Source organism: Bradyrhizobium sp. KB893862 SZCCT0404 (assembly GCF_018130885.1).
GTDB classification, from domain to species: Bacteria; Pseudomonadota; Alphaproteobacteria; order Rhizobiales; family Xanthobacteraceae; genus Bradyrhizobium; species Bradyrhizobium stylosanthis.
Window position 1 is genome coordinate 745,052 of the sequence record NZ_JAFCLT010000002.1, and the last position, 18,578, is coordinate 763,629.

Annotated in this window: 14 protein-coding genes; 6 read left to right on the forward strand and 8 right to left on the reverse strand. The window is 65.9% G+C overall.

Going from position 1 to position 18,578, the window contains the following annotated elements; genetic code table 11:
- Positions 1 to 22 precede the first annotated feature (22 nt).
- Complete coding sequence (locus JQ617_RS12335) at positions 23 to 985, reverse strand: acyl-CoA desaturase (protein ID WP_349630608.1); 963 nt, start codon at positions 983 to 985, stop codon at positions 23 to 25.
- Between the two features lie 157 nt (positions 986 to 1,142).
- Between JQ617_RS12335 and JQ617_RS12340 the strand changes: the two genes are divergently transcribed.
- Positions 1,143 to 2,141, forward strand: a complete 999-nt coding sequence (locus JQ617_RS12340) for a glycerophosphodiester phosphodiesterase (RefSeq protein WP_212026529.1) — start codon at positions 1,143 to 1,145, stop codon at positions 2,139 to 2,141.
- A gap of 149 nt (positions 2,142 to 2,290) precedes the next feature.
- On the opposite strand, the gene JQ617_RS12345 is transcribed toward JQ617_RS12340, so the two are convergent.
- A complete protein-coding gene (locus JQ617_RS12345) occupies positions 2,291 to 4,570 on the reverse strand; it encodes a spermidine synthase (protein WP_212026530.1) in 2,280 nt (759 codons plus the stop codon).
- A gap of 282 nt (positions 4,571 to 4,852) precedes the next feature.
- Here JQ617_RS12345 and JQ617_RS12350 point away from each other — a divergent pair, with 282 nt between their 5' ends.
- Positions 4,853 to 6,463, forward strand: a complete 1,611-nt coding sequence (locus tag JQ617_RS12350; RefSeq protein ID WP_212026531.1) for a phytoene desaturase family protein — start codon at positions 4,853 to 4,855, stop codon at positions 6,461 to 6,463.
- Positions 6,464 to 6,648: 185 nt separating this feature from the next.
- Positions 6,649 to 6,834 (forward strand): hypothetical protein, encoded by a 186-nt coding sequence (locus tag JQ617_RS12355; RefSeq protein WP_212026532.1) that lies wholly within the window; start codon positions 6,649 to 6,651, stop codon positions 6,832 to 6,834.
- 126 nt (positions 6,835 to 6,960) lie between these two features.
- Here JQ617_RS12355 and JQ617_RS12360 read toward each other — a convergent pair whose 3' ends face one another.
- Positions 6,961 to 7,116, reverse strand: coding sequence for a Flp family type IVb pilin (locus JQ617_RS12360; RefSeq protein ID WP_145665476.1), 156 nt, complete (start codon positions 7,114 to 7,116; stop codon positions 6,961 to 6,963).
- A 164-nt stretch (positions 7,117 to 7,280) separates the two neighbouring features.
- On the opposite strand from JQ617_RS12360, the gene JQ617_RS12365 reads away from it, so the two are divergent.
- Positions 7,281 to 8,168 (forward strand): 50S ribosomal protein L11 methyltransferase, encoded by an 888-nt coding sequence (locus tag JQ617_RS12365; RefSeq protein WP_212026533.1) that lies wholly within the window; start codon positions 7,281 to 7,283, stop codon positions 8,166 to 8,168.
- A gap of 114 nt (positions 8,169 to 8,282) precedes the next feature.
- On the opposite strand, the gene JQ617_RS12370 is transcribed toward JQ617_RS12365, so the two are convergent.
- Positions 8,283 to 8,462 (reverse strand): hypothetical protein, encoded by a 180-nt coding sequence (locus tag JQ617_RS12370; protein WP_212026534.1) that lies wholly within the window; start codon positions 8,460 to 8,462, stop codon positions 8,283 to 8,285.
- Between the two features lie 187 nt (positions 8,463 to 8,649).
- On the opposite strand from JQ617_RS12370, the gene JQ617_RS12375 reads away from it, so the two are divergent.
- Positions 8,650 to 10,479 carry an aminopeptidase P family protein gene (locus JQ617_RS12375; protein WP_212026535.1) on the forward strand — a complete coding sequence of 610 codons (1,830 nt, stop codon included), beginning with the start codon at positions 8,650 to 8,652 and terminating at the stop codon, positions 10,477 to 10,479.
- Between the two features lie 340 nt (positions 10,480 to 10,819).
- Positions 10,820 to 12,097, forward strand: coding sequence for a multidrug effflux MFS transporter (locus tag JQ617_RS12380; RefSeq protein WP_212026536.1), 1,278 nt, complete (start codon positions 10,820 to 10,822; stop codon positions 12,095 to 12,097).
- Between the two features lie 156 nt (positions 12,098 to 12,253).
- Here JQ617_RS12380 and ligA read toward each other — a convergent pair whose 3' ends face one another.
- From ligA to lpxC, 4 genes are all read right to left on the reverse strand, one after another.
- Positions 12,254 to 14,407 carry an NAD-dependent DNA ligase LigA gene (gene ligA, locus JQ617_RS12385; protein WP_212026537.1) on the reverse strand — a complete coding sequence of 718 codons (2,154 nt, stop codon included), beginning with the start codon at positions 14,405 to 14,407 and terminating at the stop codon, positions 12,254 to 12,256.
- 176 nt (positions 14,408 to 14,583) lie between these two features.
- The gene (recN, locus tag JQ617_RS12390; RefSeq protein ID WP_212026538.1) at positions 14,584 to 16,254 is read right to left on the reverse strand and encodes a DNA repair protein RecN; all 1,671 of its coding nucleotides are present in this window, start codon (positions 16,252 to 16,254) and stop codon (positions 14,584 to 14,586) included.
- A 13-nt stretch (positions 16,255 to 16,267) separates the two neighbouring features.
- The gene (locus JQ617_RS12395; protein WP_063689308.1) at positions 16,268 to 17,164 is read right to left on the reverse strand and encodes an outer membrane protein assembly factor BamD; all 897 of its coding nucleotides are present in this window, start codon (positions 17,162 to 17,164) and stop codon (positions 16,268 to 16,270) included.
- 261 nt (positions 17,165 to 17,425) lie between these two features.
- The gene (gene lpxC, locus JQ617_RS12400) at positions 17,426 to 18,388 is read right to left on the reverse strand and encodes a UDP-3-O-acyl-N-acetylglucosamine deacetylase (RefSeq protein ID WP_212026539.1); all 963 of its coding nucleotides are present in this window, start codon (positions 18,386 to 18,388) and stop codon (positions 17,426 to 17,428) included.
- Between the last annotated feature and the right edge of the window lie 190 nt (positions 18,389 to 18,578).

Consider the following 18,578-nt stretch of genomic DNA (forward strand, 5'->3'; position numbering starts at 1 on the left):
CCCTCGCGCCGGCCGATGACGCTCAGCCCGTTTCCAGATCGGGCGCCGTCGCATCGCCCGGCTGCCGCAGCATGCGCCGCGCGATCTTCTCTTCGCTCGGCACCTTGACGTCCCAGGCAAGTCCGAGCGCCTCCAGCGCGCGGATGAAGATGAAGCCGGGATCGAACTCGAACCAGCGCAGACCGAAGGCGGCGGAATAGGGAAAGGCGTGGTGATTGTTGTGCCAGCCCTCGCCCCAGGCGAGCCAGGCCATCACGCCCAGATTGCGGCTGTTGTCGTCGCGGGTGACGAAGGGCTGCGTACCGAATGTGTGCATGATGGAGTTGATGGCGGAGAAGGTCTGCTCGACCACGAACATGCGCACCACGCCGCCCCAGAGTAGGCCGGTCAGCGCGCCCCACAGGCTCATGGTGACGATGCCGCCGATCGCCGCGGGAAGCAGCAAACCGAGCACGACCCAGCTGTAATAATAGCTGTTGACCGCAACCAGCCTGCGGTCCGCCATCAAGTCCGGCACATAACGCGCGACGTTGGGATAATCGTGCGCGATCATCCAGGTCAAATGCGCGTGCAGGAAGCCCCGCAGGCGCCCGATCGGGCCACCGCCATGCAGCCGCGGCGAGTGCAGATCGCCGTCGTGATCGGACAGCTCGTGGTGGCGCCGATGCATCGCCGCCCAGGACAGCATGGGGCCGCGCCCCGCCATCGACCCCATGACGATCAGGATCGCGCTCATGGTGATGGAGGTCGCGAAGGCACGATGGGTGAACAGCCGGTGGTAGCCGACGGTGAGGCCAAGGCCAGTTATCAGCCAGAAGCCGAGGAACAGGCTGAGCTCCATCACGCCGACCGGGCGATAGAACAGAAGGCCCAGCGCAACCAATGTGCCGATGAACGGCAAAACGTCGAAAATGATGAAATGCCGCCGCTGCATCTTGTGAAAATGCCGGCTGCGAATGATGCGGTGATCGCGTTTCTGTTGCACGGGCAGGATTCCGGGGCGGCGTCCATGAGTACATACAAGCCTGGCAGACGCAACCCAAGCCGCAGCCCAAGGTTTCAACAGGCGTAAAAGCCTATAGAATAGGCCGGACCTGCCAAATTCGTTAGAATTCCGCCGTCCTCTTGCCCCCCGGACTGTGATGCCGTCACGTGCCACGACAATCCTGACCGTGCTCGCGGTTCTCGCTGCGGGACTAGCCCATACGGAACAAGCCATGGCCTTCGATCTCGAAGCGCATCGCGGCGGGCGGGCGCTGTTGCCGGAGAACACCCTGCCCGCCTTCGCCAACGCGCTGTCGATGGGCGTGGACACGCTGGAGCTCGACGTCGGCGTGACCGCCGACGGGGAAATCGTCATCTCGCACGAACGCGGGCTCAACCCCGACCTCGCGCGCGATGCGAGCGGCGCCTATGTCGCCGCGCCCGGCACGCCGTTCGTGAAATTGCGGCTCGACGAGATCAGGACCTATGACGTCGGCCAGATCCGCCCCGACAGCACCTACGCCAAACAGTTCCCCGAGCAGCGCGCCGTGCCGGGGACGCGCATCCCCACGCTGAAGCAGCTGTTCGCGCTGGTACGCAGGTCCGGCAATACCAACGTGCGCTTCAACATCGAGACCAAGATCGATCCGAACCACCCGGACGAATCCCTCGACCCGCAAGGTTTCGTCACCGCGCTGCTTCACCTGATCGACGCCGAAAAATTCTCCGATCGCGTGATGATCCAGTCGTTCGACTGGCGGACCCTGCAGCTCGTGCAGCAGCGGGCGCCGAAAATTCCAACCGTGTACCTGACACTCCAGCGCGGCTCGGCTCCGACGGTGGTGCTCGACAAGGCCACCAACTGGACCGCGGGTTTCAGCCCGGCCGATCACGGCGGCTCACTGCCGCGAACCATCAAGGCCGCAGGCGGCGCGATCTGGTCGCCCTATTTCGGCGACGTCACCGCGGCGCTTCTCGCCGACGCCCATGCGCTGGGATTGCGCGTAGTGGTCTGGACGGTGAACAAGCGTGACGACATGGCGCGGATGATCGACATCGGCGTCGACGGCATCATCTCGGACAATCCGGACCTGTTACGGGAGGTCTCAGGCGAGAGGGGCATTGCGCTCCCGGCGGGGACGCCGGTGGAGCCTTAAGCTGGTCGCGTGCCCCGGACGCGGTGCAGCGTGCAACGCTGCTCCACAGAGCCGGGACCCAGAATGCCGCACCATGGGCCCCGGCTCTGCAGCGCATCACTTCGTGCTGCGCAGCGTCCGAGGGCACGGGATATTGGGCTACGAAGCCCCTACTCCCCGTCCCGCAACCGCCGGTACAGCGCGCCCAGGATGTTGGAATAATCGTCGGTCCAGACCCGCACCCTGTCGTCGGCCTCGGTCAGCTCCCACGACTTCGAGGCGGCGAGCTTGCCGACGTCTTCCTCCTCCCGCGCGGAGATCACGACGTCGGTCGAGAAGATGTAGTCGGCATCGCGGCCCGAATCCTCGTTGAAGACCCAGCTCTTGAGATCGTTGGCGTCGGCGATACCAACGACGACGGTCTCCAGATCGAGGTGGCGGTTGGAGACGTGCATCACCACCGCACCATGCGGCGCGAGCTTGTCCTTGTAGATCTTCATCGCCTCTTCGGTGGCGAGATGGATCGGGATCGCATCGGACGAATAGGCATCGACGATGATGAGATCGTAGGCGCCGTCGGGCTCCTTGGCGAAGGTGAGGCGCGCGTCGCCGATCACAGGCTTCATCTCCGGCATGCAGCTCGAGATGTAGCGGAAGTTCTTGGGGTCGCGCGCGGCATCCACCATGGACTGGTCGATCTCGAAGAACTTCCAGTCCTCGCCGGGCTCGGCGGCGCAGGCGAGCGTGCCAGAGCCGACACCGATCGCGGCGACCTTGAGCGGCGCGCCCTTGCGCTCGCGGATCGCGGTGACGGCCTGACCGATGCCGCCGTCCTTGTGATAATAGGTGATCGGCTCGGGCCGGCCGGTGACCGGCGTGCCGTCATTGTTGCGGAAGCGCTCGGCGCCGTGGATGGTGGTGCCGTGCATCAGCACGTGGAAATAGCCGCCGGGCGTCTCCACGATCTTGTGCACGCCGAAGAAGCTGCGCACCGTGGTGACGCGGCCCTCGTCCGCCGGATAGATCCGGATCAAGGCCAGCGCCAGCGCGACGGTGGCGAAGATCTTCCAGCGCCCGGCATTGAGCGCCAGTGTCAGGAGCGCGGCGAGCACGCCGACGGCACCGGCGACCCAGACGCGGTGATCCTCGAACCAGGTCGAGAGATTGCCGGTCGTATAGGACGGCGCGATCAGCGCCACCGCGAGCGCGGTAAGTGCCAGCCAGTACCATTTGACGATGCCCGCAAGACGCTCGTTCGCGGACGGCCGGCACAGCGCGGCAAGCGCGATCAGGATTGGGTATTCGGCGATCCAGGAGAAGGTGAAGGGCGCGACGAGGCCGGCAAAGAGGCCGCCGACCATGCCGCCGAACGACAGCGCGACGTAGAAGCCGGTGAGATATTTGGCGGCCGGCCGCGTTCGCGCCAGCTCGCCATGACAAGCCATGGCGATGACGAAGAAGCACAATTGATGACCGCCGAGCGTCAGCAGCAGGTTCTGCTCGCCGCCGAAAGCCAGCAGGACGACGACGCCGGCGATCGCAACCGGCTGCAGCATCAGCATCCATTTGTGCGGCAGCAGCGGCCGCGACTGGAACACCACCACCCAGGTCAGCAGGTACAGCGACAGCGGCAGCACCCAGAGCAGCGGCGCCGCCGCGACGTCGGTCGAGATGTGCGCGGTCACCGCGATGAGCAGGCCGGACGGCACCGCGGCGAGGAAGATCCAGCGCAGCCGCGTCATGAGGCCCGGTGCCGGCGCATTGACGTCCTCTGTGCGCGCGTCGGCCACGGCGAGCTTCGGAGAGCGCAGCAGCAGCGCGCCGCAGGCGGCGATCAGGAGAATCAGCAGGCCGTAGCCGCCGGTCCAGAACCGGTTCTGCGTGTGCAGCGAGAATATCGGCTCGAGCAGGAAGGGATAGGACAACAGCGCGAGGAAGCTGCCGATGTTGGAAGAGGCATAGAGGAAATAGGGATCGTGCCCGGCGGGATGGCCGGTGCGGACGAACCAGGCCTGCAGCAGCGGATTGTTGGCCGCGAGCGCAAAGAACGGCAGGCCGATCGAGACCACGAACAGGCCGAGCAGCCAGAACGCGTAGCCCGAGGCCGGCGGCTCGCCATAGGCGGTGGCGATGCCGAGCGGCAGCGTGACGAAGGCCAGAACCAGCAGCACCAGATGTACCGCGACCGGAACGATCCGGTTCCTCGCCTGCATCAGCAGATGCGCATAGGCATAGCCCGCCAGCAGCAGCGACTGGAAGAACACCATGGCGACCGACCACACCGCCGGCGAGCCGCCGAGCCGCGGCAGCACCATCTTCGTGAACAGCGGCTGCACCGAGAACAGCAGCAGCGCGCTGACGAAGATCGCCGCGGTGTAGACCGTCAGCAACAGCCGGTTGCGCGACGACGACGGCTGCTCCGTGGCGGCGGGGTGCACGATCGAATCCATGAAAGCTCCGGCAAGGCGTTTTCCAGCGAAGTAGGCACCGGTTCGCGCGGGAAACGCGTCGGATATTGCCCCCGGCGGGCGCCGGATAGGGTGCAATGGAGCACAAGGCGCCTGAACGGGCAATAAAGGGTGTCGTGATGTTGCAGCAAGGAATGCTTGATATACAGATGTCGTTCCGGGGCGATGCGAAGCAGCGAACCCGGAACCTCGAGATTTTCCGGTGCGCAGCCGCGCACCCTGGTTCGATGCTGCGCATCGCTCCGGAATGACAACAAGGAAATCATGACCGAAACCGACGTCGTCATCATCGGCGCTGGCCATAACGGCCTCACCTGCGCGGCCTATCTCGCGATGGCGGGCCTGCGCGTGCGCGTGGTCGAGCGGCGCAAGGTGGTCGGCGGCGCTGCGGTGACGGAGGAGTTTCACCCCGGCTTTCGCAATTCGGTCGCGGCCTACACCGTGAGCCTGCTCAACCCGCAGGTGATCGGTGACCTCAAGCTCACCGAGCAGGGCCTGCGCGTGGTCGAACGCCGTGCGCAGAATTTCCTACCGGCGCCGGACGGCAGCTACCTCCTCACCGGCGAGGGACGGACGAAAGCGTCAGTGTCGCGGCTCAACGCGCATGATGCGGAAGCGCTCGACGGCTTCTCGCGCGAGCTGGAAGACATCGCCGACGTGCTCAGGCAGTTCGTGCTGCGCGCACCACCGAACTTGCTCGACGGCTTCGGCACCGGTGCGATCCGCGAGGCCGTGAACGCCTTGCAGAGCGCCAACATCCTGCGCGGCCTGACGCTGGAGCAAAGCCGCAGCCTGCTCGATCTGTTCACGCGCTCGGCCGGCGAAATGCTGGACGAACGCTTCGAGCATGATCTGGTCAAGGCGCTGTTCGGCTTCGATGCCATCGTCGGCAATTACGCCAGCCCCTACGCCGCCGGCTCGGCCTATGTGATGCTGCATCACGCCTTCGGCGAGGTGAACGGCAAGAAGGGCGTCTGGGGCCATGCCATCGGCGGCATGGGCGCGATCACGCAGGCGATGGCGCGTGCCGCGCGCGACAAGGGCGCCACGATCGACACCGATGCCGGCGTGCGCGAGGTGATCGTCGAGCGCGACCGTGCCGTCGGCGTCGTGCTGGAGAACGGCGAGACGATCCGCGCGAAATATGTCGCGGCCAACGTCAATCCGAAGCTGCTGTATACGCGGCTGATCGCAGCCGACGCGTTGCCCAAGGACTTCCTCGTCCGCATCAGGAACTGGAAGAACGGATCCGGCACCTTCCGCATGAACGTGGCGCTGGACCGCCTGCCGTCCTTCACCGCGCTGCCCGGCGAAGGCGATCACCTCACCTCCGGCATCATCCTGGCGCCGAGCCTTGCGTACATGGACCGCGCCTATCTCGATGCGCGGGCGCAGGGCTGGAGCAGCTCACCCGTAGTCGAGATGCTGATCCCCTCGACGCTGGACGACACGCTGGCGCCCGCCGGCAAGCATGTCGCGAGCCTATTCTGCCAGCACGTCGCGCCGGAGCTTCCCGATGGAAAATCGTGGGACGACCATCGCGAGGAAGTCGCCGATCTCATGGTCGCGACGGTGGATAAATACGCCCCGGGTTTCGCCTCCAGCGTGCTCGGCCGCCAGATCCTGTCCCCGCTCGACCTCGAACGGCAATTCGGCCTGCTCGGGGGCGACATCTTCCACGGCGCGCTGACGCTGAACCAGCTGTTCTCGGCCCGGCCGATGCTGGGCCACGCCGATTATCGCGGGCCCCTGAAGGGCCTCTATCACTGCGGCTCCGGCGCCCACCCCGGCGGCGGCGTCACCGGCGCCCCCGGCCACAACGCGGCACGCGTGATCCTGCGGGACCACCGCGCACTGTTCGGAAGCCGTGGATAGGGCTGTGGATGGGTTGTGGACGGGCTGTGGAGGAAGCCGTGGTGAAGCAGTGGGTATCTGCCGAGATGTGCCTGCACAAAAGCGGATCAGGTTGTGGAAGAGTTACGGGATAAGCTGCGTATAAGACGGTGGACAGCACTCGAATAACGAGCGCACAGGCTGTGGACGTCGGGGTACCGTCTCGCATGATCGACGAGAAGAGAAACGCAGACGATATCCGCTGGAGCGAGCAGGTTGCCGCTTCGATCGTGGACGAACTTCTGGTCGCCAAGCTGATAAGGGAAGATCAGGCCGAATGGGCGCGCCAGATCGTCGCCCAGCACATTCATATCCAATTGGTCTCTGGCCTTAGGCCGCCAAATTCGAATTGAGGCGCTACCGGGTATTTCGCCCCGCCCCCTCAAACGACATCGCCCGCCGGAGGCAATTCCCCGTGCGGGCGCTCGTCTGGAATTCTATGAAGAAAGTTGCCCCCGCTGGGAAATCGGAGGCGGAAATTACTTCAAGGAGCTGCTAATCGAACCGAACTTCTCGTTCATCGTGCTGCCCAGGCTGTTCACCACGGTGATGATCGCCAGCGCGATACCGGCCGCGATGAGGCCGTATTCGATTGCGGTCGCACCGGATTCGTCGGACCAGAACTTCAAGACCATGCGCTTCAAGACACGCCTCCGTTTCAATTTCAAGCTGTGTTGGCTCTCCCCAACAGCCGCAAATCTACGGGGTGCGACCTTCTGTCCGGTTAATCCAGAACTTGCAACTTATGCGGAAAATTGACGGCAAAAATACCCAAAATTGGCCAGACGGACCCCAAAACATGCAGCCTTCCCCTACCCATCGCGCCAGCTTTTCGATCGGCACCGAGGCCGCGGCAAAGCGCGTGGTCGACGTGCTAACCGAGGTGTTTTTCGAAGGTGACGCGGCGGTCGCCGCATTCGAGCGGCCCGACGGACAATGGGATGTCACGCTGCATTTCGCCGATGCACCGGACCAGGCATTGCTGCGCGAACTCGTTGCAACTTCAGCAGGAAATGAAATCGCCGACACGCTCCTTTTCGACACGGTCGAGGCCAAGGATTGGGTCAAGGCAAGCCTGGAAGATCTCGTCCCTGTGCCGGCCGGTCGCTTCGTCGTTCACGGCAGCCATGACCGCGACCGCGTGGCGCCGAACAAGCTCAAAATCGAGATCGAGGCGGCGCTCGCTTTCGGCACCGGCCACCACGGTACGACGCGCGGCTGTTTACTCCTGCTTGACCATGTCCTGAAGAGTTCCCTTCCCCGCGATGTCCTCGATCTCGGCACCGGGACCGGCGTGCTGGCCATCGCCGCGGCCAAGGCGCTGCACCGCGCGGTGCTGGCCTCCGACATCGACCCGCCCTCGGTGCGGGTGGCCGCCGAGAATGCCGCTCTGAACGAAGTCGGCCCCAACGTGCGGGTGATCCGTGCCACCGGCTTTGCCGCGCCCGATTTTGCCAAATCCGGCCCGTTCGACCTGGTGCTGGCCAACATCCTCGCCAATCCGCTGCGGCAATTGGCGGGCCCGATGACGCAGCACCTTGCCCCCGGCGCCCACGTCATTCTTTCCGGCCTCCTGACCCACCAGGCGCCCGCCGTGATCGCGGCCTACCGGGCGCGCGGGCTCGTGCCGTTGCGGCACCTGCGGATCGAGGGGTGGAGCAGTTTGCTGCTGCGGAAGGTGTCGTAGGGGGGTGCCCCGGGCTGCGCGCAGCGCAGTCCCTTGGCGTAACCCACCTCTTCTGTCTCTGCGGATCCGCACCGTGGTGGGTTACGCCTTCGGCTAACCCACCCTACGAGACCGTCACTCCGCCGGCTTCTCGTCCTGTCGCGGCACGCGCTGGCGCAGCAGGGCGCGCCTTGCGCGGCGCTCGGCGAAACGGTCGATCATCTGGCTGATGAGACCGCGCGGCTTCTTGGGTGTCGCCGCAGCCGGGGCGCGGCGCGCCGGCGGCGAAATCTTCTCAAACGTGAACGCTGGCATCGTGTGTCCCCTCGCCGTTGAGATGAACCACTTGCTCGAATTTCCCTATTATCCGGACGAAGCGCGAATGCCGCATCCTTTACTCCACTCAATTCGAATGGAACTATTTCAAGCACAGTCCATGCCAGATGCGACGCAAATGCGTCTAGATTGCGGACCGATCCCCATGATCCTAAAGTGATCCACCATGTTCGAAGCGCACTTCCAGACATTCGAGGAGCCGGAGGCCGGCGTCGCGTTGACGGCGCGCCTTGCCGCGCTCCGCGAAGAACTCGCCCGCCGCAAGCTGACCGGCTTCGTGATCCCACGCGCCGACCAGCAGCAGAACGAATATGTGCCGCCGTCGGAAGAACGGCTGGCCTGGCTGACCGGATTTACGGGATCGGCGGGGCTCGCGGTGGTGCTGACGCACGAGGCTGCCTTGTTCGTCGATGGCCGCTACACCATCCAGGCCGCGAAGCAGGTCGACGCGAAGGCCTGGGCGGTGGAATCGCTGATCGATCCGCCGCCGGAAAGCTGGGTGTCCTCGCACCTGAAAGCCGGCGACCGCCTCGGATTTGACCCGTGGCTGCACACTTCTTCGGCAGCCGAACGCCTCGCCGCCGCCTGCGCCAAGGCCGGCGCCGAGCTGGTCGCCGTCGACGGCAATCCGGTCGACGCGATCTGGCAGGACCGGCCGCAGCCGCCGCTCGCCCCGGTCGCGGTACACAGCCTCCAGCATGCCGGCGTCGGGGAAGCCGAGAAGCTGGCGCAGATCAGGGGCGAGATCGCCAAACTCGGCACCGATGCGCTGGTGCTGTCGGACAGCCACGCGGTGGCCTGGACCTTCAACATCCGCGGTGCCGACGTCGCGCACACGCCGCTGCCGCTGTCCTACGCGCTGGTGCCGAAGGACGGCCGTCCCACCATCTTCATCGACCACCGGAAACTCTCCAACCTGACGCGCGACCACCTCGAGCAGTCCGCCGACGTGCGCGAGCCCGATGCGATGGCGCCGACGCTGATGGCGCTCGCCAAGAGCGGCGCGGCGATCGCGCTGGACAATGCGACCGCGGCCGACGCGCTGAGCCGATTGATCGCGGGCGCCGGCGGCAAGCCGGTGCGCGGCAGCGACCCGATTGCGCTGCTCAAGGCGGTCAAGAACCCGACCGAGATCAAGGGCACCAAGACGGCTCATGTGCGCGACGCCGTGGCGCTGGCGCGCTTCCTCGCCTTCATCGATCGCGAGGCGGCAAGCGGCAAGCTCACCGAGATCGACGCGGTCGAGGCGCTGGAGACCTTCCGCCGCGACACCGGCGCGCTGAAGGACGTGTCGTTCCCGACCATCTCCGGCACCGGGCCGAACGGCGCCATCGTGCACTATCGCGTCACCCGCAAGAGCAACCGGCGGATCGCGCCGGGCGATCTGCTGCTGATCGATTCCGGCGCGCAATATGAGGACGGCACCACCGACGTCACGCGCACCATGGCGGTGGGCGAGCCCACGGGCGAGATGCGCGACCGCTTCACCCGCGTGCTGCGCGGCCACATCGCGATCGCGCGCGCGGCCTTCCCCGACGGCACCACGGGCGCGCAGCTCGACACGCTGGCGCGGCAATATCTCTGGGCCGCCGGCGTCGATTTCGAGCACGGCACCGGCCACGGCGTCGGCAGCTATCTCAGCGTGCACGAAGGGCCGGCGCGGATCTCCAAGCTCGGCACCACGCCGCTGAAGCGCGGCATGATCCTCTCCAACGAGCCCGGCTACTACAAGACCGACGGTTTCGGCATTCGCATCGAGAACCTCGAGCTGGTGATCGAAGCCAGCATCAAGGGCGCCGAGAAGCCGATGAACGCCTTCGAGACGCTGACGCTCGCGCCGATCGACCGCCGGCTGATCGATGTCGCGATGCTGAACAAGGATGAGCTCGACTGGCTCAACGCCTACCACGCGCGCGTGCGGGCCGAGGTGCGGCCGGCGCTCGACGAGGCGACGGGGGCCTGGCTCGACCAGGCCACGGCGGAGCTGAAGGCGTAGCGCGCGAGAGCGCGACGCATGGCGCTACGCGATTTGCGCAAGGCTGCTTCCCCAACCACCGCCGTCATGCCCCGCGAAAGCGGGGCAGCCAGTACGCCGCGGCCCATCGGTTCAATCACAACCGCCTCTGGAATACTGGATTCCCCGCCTTCGCGGGGAATGACACCGAGAATGCGGCACCACCGCACAACATCTCGGCATACCCGCGCCCGTAAAATAACGGCCGCCCTACGTCCCATCATCACCGTCCCGGAATCCGTATAGCCGCATTCCGAAACGCCGATTTCCGTCTTGTGCAAGCACGCTACAGTCGATTCGAATTTCGACGAGACGGACTCATATGCACGGCATGATCAGCAAGCCGCCGGAAACGGCTCGGAACATCGCGACCTCGCGCGTGGTGTTGCTGCTGCTTGTGGTCATGACCGGGATCGCGCCGATCTCGCTCTACATCCTGGTTCCGGCACTGCCGGTGCTGGCGACGAGTTTCGGCAGCGACATCTCGATCGCGCAGATGACGGTGTCGCTCTACATGGTCGGCATCGCGCTGTCGCAGCTGATCATGGGGCCGCTGTCGGACAAGTTCGGCCGGCGCCCCGTGCTGCTCGGCGGCCTCGCGCTGATGGTCGCGGCGAGCATCGCCTGCATCTTCGCCGAGACCCTGCCGCAACTGATCGCGGCGCGCTTCTTCCAGGCGCTCGGCGGCGCCTCCGGCATGGTGATCAGCCGCGCCATCATCCGCGACATCTATCCGCGCGAACGGGTCGCCTCGATGATCAGCCTGGTGGTCGCAGCGTTGATGATCGGGCAGATGGTCTCGCCGCTCACCGGCGGCCTGATCGAGACCGCGTTCGGCTGGCGGGCGATCTTCTACGCCGTCACGATCGGCGCGATCGCAGTCGCCGTCGGCATCGCGATCGCGCTACCCGAGACACGCCGTGGCCGCGCCGTCGGCAGCGGCGGCTTTCGCACCGATGTCGGCACCCTGATCAAGAGCCGCGCTTTCATCGGCTATGTGATGTGCCAGGTGCTGGCCTCCCAGATCATCTTCACCTTCGCCGGCGGCGGCCCCTATATCGTGGTGACGCAGATGGGACGGAGCAGCGCCGAATATGGCGCGTGGTTCGCGACGACCGGCTTTGCGTATCTCGTCGGCAACCTGCTCTGCGTGCGCTTTGCGCCCAGGCACTCGCTGGAAAAGCTGATCTGGTTCGGGCTCGGCCTGCAGCTCTGCGGCAGCCTGCTGAACCTACTCCTGAGCTTCGCAGGCTGGAACGAGGCGCCGGCCTGGCTGTTCGGCACGCAGATGATCGTGATGGTCGGCAATGCCTTCGTGATGGCGAACTCCGCCGCCGGCGCCATCAGCATCCGCCCCGAAGCCGCCGGCACCGCCTCGGGAGCGATGGGTTTCCTCCAGCAAGGCATCGGCGCGCTGATGTCGCAATTCGGCGCCTATCTCGGCGGCCATTCCGCCACCACGCTGCCGCTGACGTCGGCGGTGCTGGCGATCTCGCTGCTCTGCGCCTGCATGATGATCTTCGTCGTCCCCCGCCGCGAGCTGGTGGTGAGCGAAGCGCTGATCGAGCAGGCGGAGGAGGAAGAGAGCGGGATGATGTAGGGGGCGGGCTCTCGCATGTCCCGGACGCGCTGCGACGCGAAGCGTTGCTGCGCAGAGCCGGGACCCAGAAGCCGCCAACATCGCTGCGCAATGGGCCCCGGCTCTGCAGCGCACCGCTGAAGAAGCGCTGCGCCGCGTCCGGGGCACGAGACCGACTCACTCCCCGATCAGCTTCAGCCACTCGTCCTCGGTCAGCACCTTGACGCCGTGCTTGTTGGCGTCCGCGAGCTTCGAGCCCGCGCCGGGGCCGGCCACAACGAGGTCGGTCTTCTTCGACACCGAGCCCGACACTTTCGCACCCAGCCGCTCCGCGGTCGCCTTCGCTTCGTCCCGCGTCATCTTCTCCAGCGAGCCCGTGAACACCACGGTCTTGCCGGCGACCGGCGAGTTGCTCTTCGGCTTCTCTGCGTCGACGATCTCGACCTCCTTGGTCAGCCGCTCAACGATGCCGCGGTTGTGGCTCTCGCCGAAATAGTCGGCGACGCTCTTGATCACGGTGTCGCCGATCTGGTCGAGCGCGTCCATGTCCGCCATCGCCTCCTCGTCCCCCTTGGCGACCTTGAGGCAGGCGTCGTGGAAGGCCTCCCAGGAGCCGTAGCCCCGCGCCAGCGCCAGCGCCGTGGTCTCGCCGACATGGCGCATGCCGAGCGCATAGACGAATCGCTCCAGCGCGATTTTCCGGCGGCTGTCGATGGCACCGAACAGATTGCGCACCGAGGTCGCGCCGTAGCCCTCGATCTCCTCGAGCTTGAGTTTTGAATTGCGCTTCTCGAGCGTGAAGATGTCGGCGGGCTCCTTGACCCAGCCTTCGTCGAAGAAATACTGGAGCTGCTTTTCGCCAAGACCGTCGATATCGAAGGCGCGCCGCGACACGAACAGCTTCAGGTGCTCGATCTTCTGGTAGGGACAGGCGAACTCGCCGCTACAGCGGGCGCGGGATTCTTCTTCGCCGGCCGCCGTCTCCCCGCGCACGACGTCGGTGTGCAGCGGGCACGGGCATTTCTTCGGGAAGGCATATTCCTTGGCACTCTTCGGCCGCTTGTCGAGGACAACGTCGACGATCTGCGGAATCACGTCGCCGGCGCGCTGGATCACGACGGTGTCGCCGATCCTGATATCGCGCCCCTCGCGAAGCACCTCGCCCTTGTTGCCGATGCCCTTGATGTAGTCCTCGTTGTGCAGCGTGACGTTCTGCACGATCACGCCGCCGACGCCGACCGGCTCGAGCTTGCCGACGGGGGTGAACGAGCCGGTGCGGCCGACCTGGATCTCGATGTCGCGCAGCACCGTCATGGCGCGCTCGGCCGGGAATTTGTGCGCGATGCCCCAGCGCGGCGTGCGCGAGACGAAACCGAGCCGCTCCTGCCAGTCGATGCGATCGACCTTGTAGACCACGCCGTCGATGTCGTAGTCGAGCTCGGCGCGCTCTTCCTCGATGCTCTGGTGGAACGCGACCAGTTCCTCGACCGAGTGGCACAGTTTTGTCAGCGGATTGGTCTTGAAGCCGCAGCGCTCGAACCAATGGATCATGCCGGTCTGCGTCGGCTCCGGCATCGCGCTCATCTCGCCCCAGGCATAGGCGAAGAAGCCGAGGGGCCGCGACGCCGTGATGGCCGGATCCTTCTGCCGGAGCGAGCCCGCGGCCGAGTTGCGCGGATTGGCGAAGATGGTGTCGCCCGCCGCCTTCTGCCGTTCGTTGAGCGCGAGGAACGCCTTCTTGGTCATATAGACCTCGCCGCGCACCTCGCAGATGTCGGGGACGTTGCGGCCTTTCAGCTTCTGCGGCACGTCTTCGAGGGTGCGGATGTTGGCGGTGACGTCCTCGCCCTCCGCACCGTCGCCGCGCGTCGCCGCGGTGACGAGCTCGCCGCCCTCATAGCGCAGCGACATCGACAGGCCATCGATCTTCGGCTCGGCGGAGAAATTGATCTTGTCGTCGTCGAGCTTCAGGAAGCGCACGATGCGGCCGACGAAGTCGCGCACGTCCTCTTCCGCAAAGGCGTTGTCGAGCGACAGCATGGGCACGGAGTGGCGTACCTTCCTGAACCGCCCCGACGGTGCCGCGCCGACCTTCTGTGACGGCGACTCTGCGCTGACGAATTCAGGGAAGCGCTTCTCGATCGCGTTGAGACGCTGGCGCAGGGCGTCGTACTCGGCGTCGGTGACGGTCGGCGCGTCATCCTGATAGTAGCGCTCGTTGTGCCCCTCGATCTCGAGCGACAGCCGCATGAGCTCGATCTTGGCCTGCGCCTTGGTGAGGTCGGCGACGTCGCGAAGCGGTTTTGCCTGGGATTTTGCTGCTCTTGCCATGGGTGCTTGGATACGACGGAGCGGGCGGGAGGGTAAAGGCGGGTTGGGCGGTTTGTTCCCCGGATGCTGTGCAGCGCGAAGCGGTGCGCAGCTGATTCGGGGTCCACGCGGCGACACTCTGGGTCCCGGCTCTGCGGAGCAGCGCGACGCGCTGCACCGCGTCCGGGACGCGAAACCTAACTCGCCGCCTTCAGCAGCCTCTCCGCAGCGGCCCGCGCCTCGGCCGTGATCTCCGCCCCCGCCAGCATGCGGGCGATCTCTTCGCGGCGGTGGTCGGCGGCGAGCGCATTGACGCGGGTGGCGACGCGCTTGCCCTTGTCGAGGGCGTCCTTGGAGATGAGCAGATGCTGGTCGGCGCGGGCGGCGACCTGCGGGGCGTGGGTCACGGCCATCACCTGCACCTTGCCGGCGAGCCGCGCCAGACGCCCGCCGATGGCGTCGGCGACCGCGCCGCCGACACCGGTGTCGATTTCGTCGAAGACGAGGGTCGGCGCCGAGCCGCGGTCGGACAGCACCACCTTGAGCGCCAGCAGGAAGCGCGACAGCTCGCCGCCGGAGGCGACCTTCATCATCGGGCCCGGCTTGGTGCCCGGGTTGGTCTGCACCCAGAACTCGACGCGGTCGAAGCCTTGCGGGCCCGGCGCTGCTTCGTCGGTCGCGACCTGGGTCATGAACTTGGCGCGTTCGAGCTTGAGCGGGGCGAGCTCGGCGTTGACGGCCTTGTTGAGCTTCTCCGCCGATTTCTGCCGGGCCAGCGACAGCTTCTTGGCAGCAGCCGCATAGCGCCCATCGGCCTCGATCGCGGCCTGCTCCAGCTTCTTCAGCTGCGAGGCGCCGGCGTCGATCAGCACGACGTCGGCCGCGTATTGGGCGGCGAGCGCCGCGAGCAGGTCTACCGGGGTCGAATATTTGCGAGACGCTGCACGCAAGGCAAAGAGCCGCTCCTCGATGCGCTCGAGCTCGGCCGGGTCGAAATCGGTCGCGGCCAGCGCGGCCAGGAGATGCTGGTCGGCTTCTTCAAGCGCGTTGATCGCGATGTCGATCGCCTTCACCGCAGGCTCGACCAGCGCCGGCGAATTGACGCCGCGGCGCTCCAGCCGGCGCACCGCCGCCGACAGCGCCGCGACCGGCGAATGATGGCCGCCGACCGCCTCCTGCGCCTCGCGCAGATCGGAGGCGATCTTCTCGCCCTGCATCATCGTGGTGCGGCGATGGGCGAGCGAAGTCTCCTCACCCTCCTTCGGCGCGAGCTGTTTCAGCTCACTGGAGGCATGGCGCAGATAGTCGGCCTCGCGCGCGGCGCGCTCCATGCCGGCGCGATGTTCCTCCAGCGCGGTATTGGCGGTGCGGCGCGCATCCCAGAGCGATTCGACTGCCGCGACGTCCTTCTCCAGGCCGGAGAACGCATCGAGCAGGCGGCGGTGGGTGGCGGCATCGACCAGCGCGCGCTCGTCGTGCTGGCCGTGGATCTCGACCAGGGCGGCGCCGACCGCCTTCAGCGTCTGCACGCTGATCGCCTGGTCGTTGATGAAGGCGCGGGTGCGGCCGTCGGCGAGCTGGACCCTTCGCAGGATCATCTCGCCGGTATCGTCCAGCCCGTTCTCGGCCAGGATCTTCGTCGCGGGGTGATTCGTCGGGATATCGAAGACGGCGGTGACCTGCCCCTGCTCCGCGCCATGGCGCACGAGGCCAGCGTCGCCGCGGCCGCCGAGCGCCAGTGCAAAGGCATCGAGCAGAATGGATTTGCCCGCACCGGTCTCGCCAGTCAGAACCGCAAGGCCGGTGGCGAATTCGATATCGAGCCGTTCGATCAGGACGATGTCACGGATCGACAGACGCGCCAGCATGGAACCAAATTTCCTAGCCGAGGCCCATCTTCTTGAAGGTCTTGCTGATCCAGGACCCCTGATTCTCGCTCGGCTCGAGACCGCCGGATTTTACAAGATTATAGGCGTCCTTGTACCAGCGGCTGTCAGGAAAATTGTGGCCAAGCACGGCGGCGGCGGTCTGCGCCTCGCCGACGATGCCGATCGCCATATAGGCCTCGGTGAGCCGGTAGAGCGCCTCCTCGACATGGCGCGTGGTCTGGTACTGGGTAACGACGGCCTTGTAGCGGTTGATCGCGGCGGTGTAGTCGCGCTTCTGCATGTAATAGCGGCCGACGTTCATCTCCTTGCCGGCGAGCTGGTCGCGGGCACCCTCGATCTTGGCCTTGGCCGAGGTCGCGTATTCGGAGGTCGGATATTTGCGCACCACCTCTTCCAGCGAGGCGATCGCCTTCTCGGTGCGGGTCTGGTCGCGGCTGATGTCCGGGATCTGGTCGTAATGCGAAGCGGCGATCAGGTACTGCGCATAGGCCGCGTCCGGGCTGCCGGGATGCAGCGTGACGTAGCGGGTCGCGGCGCCGATGCAGCCGTCGTAGTCGCCGCCCTGGTAGGACGCGTAGGCGGACATCAGCAGCGATTTGCGGGCCCAGTCGGAATAAGGATGCTGGCGGTCGACTTCCTCGAACTTCTTGTTCGCCGCCTTCATGTCCTTCTTCTCGTTCATGAGGTACAGGCCCTCATTGTAGATCTTGTCGGCGGGCTCCTCGACGAAGGTGTCGTCCTTGGCGGTGAACTTGTCCCAGAGATCGCCGGTGCCGCAGCCGGCCAGCGGCAGTGCGAGCAGGACGAAGGTAGCGGCCTGGAGTAGCCCGCGGGCCGCGGGCCCTGGCGACATCGAAAGAGATCCGCGCGTCGTACGCTGTGCCGACATGAGTTTAAGCCCTGACGCCCTGTGATGCGGTGCCCGCCAGCCCATGAACTCCGTCATGGGCGCGAAATGGTGCCGTGGTGCCTGCCCTACGCCCACGCCGATGTATCCGAAAAACGATCGTCAAACCGGATAGGCAGGCATTTCGCCCGGATTAAGGCGAACGTGCCGCAATGCTAGCCGATCATGGTTACCAGGAGTTTCCCGGGGGAAAGTCGCCGCCAAGCGTCAGCGGCGGCAGGTCCCGTCAGGAGACGTCTCTCTTCAGGAAACGTCCGGCCCGTAGGCCGCCGCGATCCGGCCGCCGACGATGCTACCGCCAACCTCGGCCACGGGACGCGTGGTGCGACGCACCGCCTCACCCTCGACCACCCGCCAGGCGGTACGGTCGGCAAGCAGCGCGGTCAGGACGGCGTGGTTGAGCTTGTGGCCGCCGCGAACCGAACGGTAGGCGCCGAGCAGCGGCAGGCCGGCCAGCGCGAGGTCGCCGATCACGTCCAGCACCTTGTGGCGGGCACATTCGTCGGCGTAGCGCAGGCCCTCGGTGTTGAGCAGCCGCTCCTCGTCGAACACGACGGTGTTGTCGAAGGACGCGCCGAGCGCATAGCCGGCGCTCCAGAGCCGGGCGACGTCACACATCAGGCCGAAGGTGCGGGCGCGGCCGACTTCGCGGCGGAAGCGCTCCGGGCTGAGCTCGAAGGTGTAGCTCTGCTGGCCGATGACGGGATTGGTGAAGTCGATCTCGACCTCGGCGCGGAACCCGTTGGCATAGGGCCGGATCTCGCCGAAGGAGTCGCCGATCTTGACCGAGATCGGCTTCAAAATCTGGATGAAGCGGCGTTGCGCCGACTGGGTGACGATGCCGGCCTGGTCGATGGCGGCAATGAACGCCGCGGCGCTGCCGTCCATGATCGGCACTTCCGGGCCGTCGAGCTCGATCGTGGCGTTGTCTACGCCCATGCCCCGCAGTGCAGCAAGCACATGCTCGGCAGTGGAGACCAACGGGCCGTTACGATCGCCGAGGACGGTGGCGAGATCGGTCGCGATCACCTGCTCGGCGGTCGCCTGAACTTCGCGGTCACTTCCCTCGAGGCCGGTGCGGACAAAAATAAAACCTGCGTCGACAGGCGCAGGCCCCAGCGTGAGAGTGACGGGAAGACCGGAATGAACGCCTACGCCTGCCACGGTGGCTTGCGCGCGAAGCGTTGTTTGCCGGCTAAATTTCATCAGGAACCCGCCCCACTACGACCACTGCGACTTATACTAGACCCACTTGGCCGGCCAGTGCCGACGGTTGCGAATCTCCGTATCCCCAAGTCACGGCAAACCATAGTCACTGCCCCAAACAGCGCCAACTCACGCTTTTTTACCGATTGTTACCCCAAACCTGCCGTATTCGCGCCAAGGCTTAACCAAA

Excerpts from the sequence above, each read along its gene's own strand:
- JQ617_RS12340 (WP_212026529.1), top strand. The coding sequence starts at position 1,143 with ATGCCGTCACGTGCCACGACAATCCTGACCGTGCTCGCGGTTCTCGCT.
- JQ617_RS12345 (WP_212026530.1), bottom strand. The coding sequence starts at position 4,570 with ATGGATTCGATCGTGCACCCCGCCGCCACGGAGCAGCCGTCGTCGTCG.
- JQ617_RS12350 (WP_212026531.1), top strand. The coding sequence starts at position 4,853 with ATGACCGAAACCGACGTCGTCATCATCGGCGCTGGCCATAACGGCCTC.
- JQ617_RS12355 (WP_212026532.1), top strand. The coding sequence starts at position 6,649 with ATGATCGACGAGAAGAGAAACGCAGACGATATCCGCTGGAGCGAGCAG.
- JQ617_RS12360 (WP_145665476.1), bottom strand. The coding sequence starts at position 7,116 with ATGGTCTTGAAGTTCTGGTCCGACGAATCCGGTGCGACCGCAATCGAA.
- JQ617_RS12365 (WP_212026533.1), top strand. The coding sequence starts at position 7,281 with ATGCAGCCTTCCCCTACCCATCGCGCCAGCTTTTCGATCGGCACCGAG.
- JQ617_RS12370 (WP_212026534.1), bottom strand. The coding sequence starts at position 8,462 with ATGCCAGCGTTCACGTTTGAGAAGATTTCGCCGCCGGCGCGCCGCGCC.
- JQ617_RS12375 (WP_212026535.1), top strand. The coding sequence starts at position 8,650 with ATGTTCGAAGCGCACTTCCAGACATTCGAGGAGCCGGAGGCCGGCGTC.
- JQ617_RS12380 (WP_212026536.1), top strand. The coding sequence starts at position 10,820 with ATGCACGGCATGATCAGCAAGCCGCCGGAAACGGCTCGGAACATCGCG.
- ligA (WP_212026537.1), bottom strand. The coding sequence starts at position 14,407 with ATGGCAAGAGCAGCAAAATCCCAGGCAAAACCGCTTCGCGACGTCGCC.
- recN (WP_212026538.1), bottom strand. The coding sequence starts at position 16,254 with ATGCTGGCGCGTCTGTCGATCCGTGACATCGTCCTGATCGAACGGCTC.
- JQ617_RS12395 (WP_063689308.1), bottom strand. The coding sequence starts at position 17,164 with ATGTCGGCACAGCGTACGACGCGCGGATCTCTTTCGATGTCGCCAGGG.
- lpxC (WP_212026539.1), bottom strand. The coding sequence starts at position 18,388 with ATGAAATTTAGCCGGCAAACAACGCTTCGCGCGCAAGCCACCGTGGCA.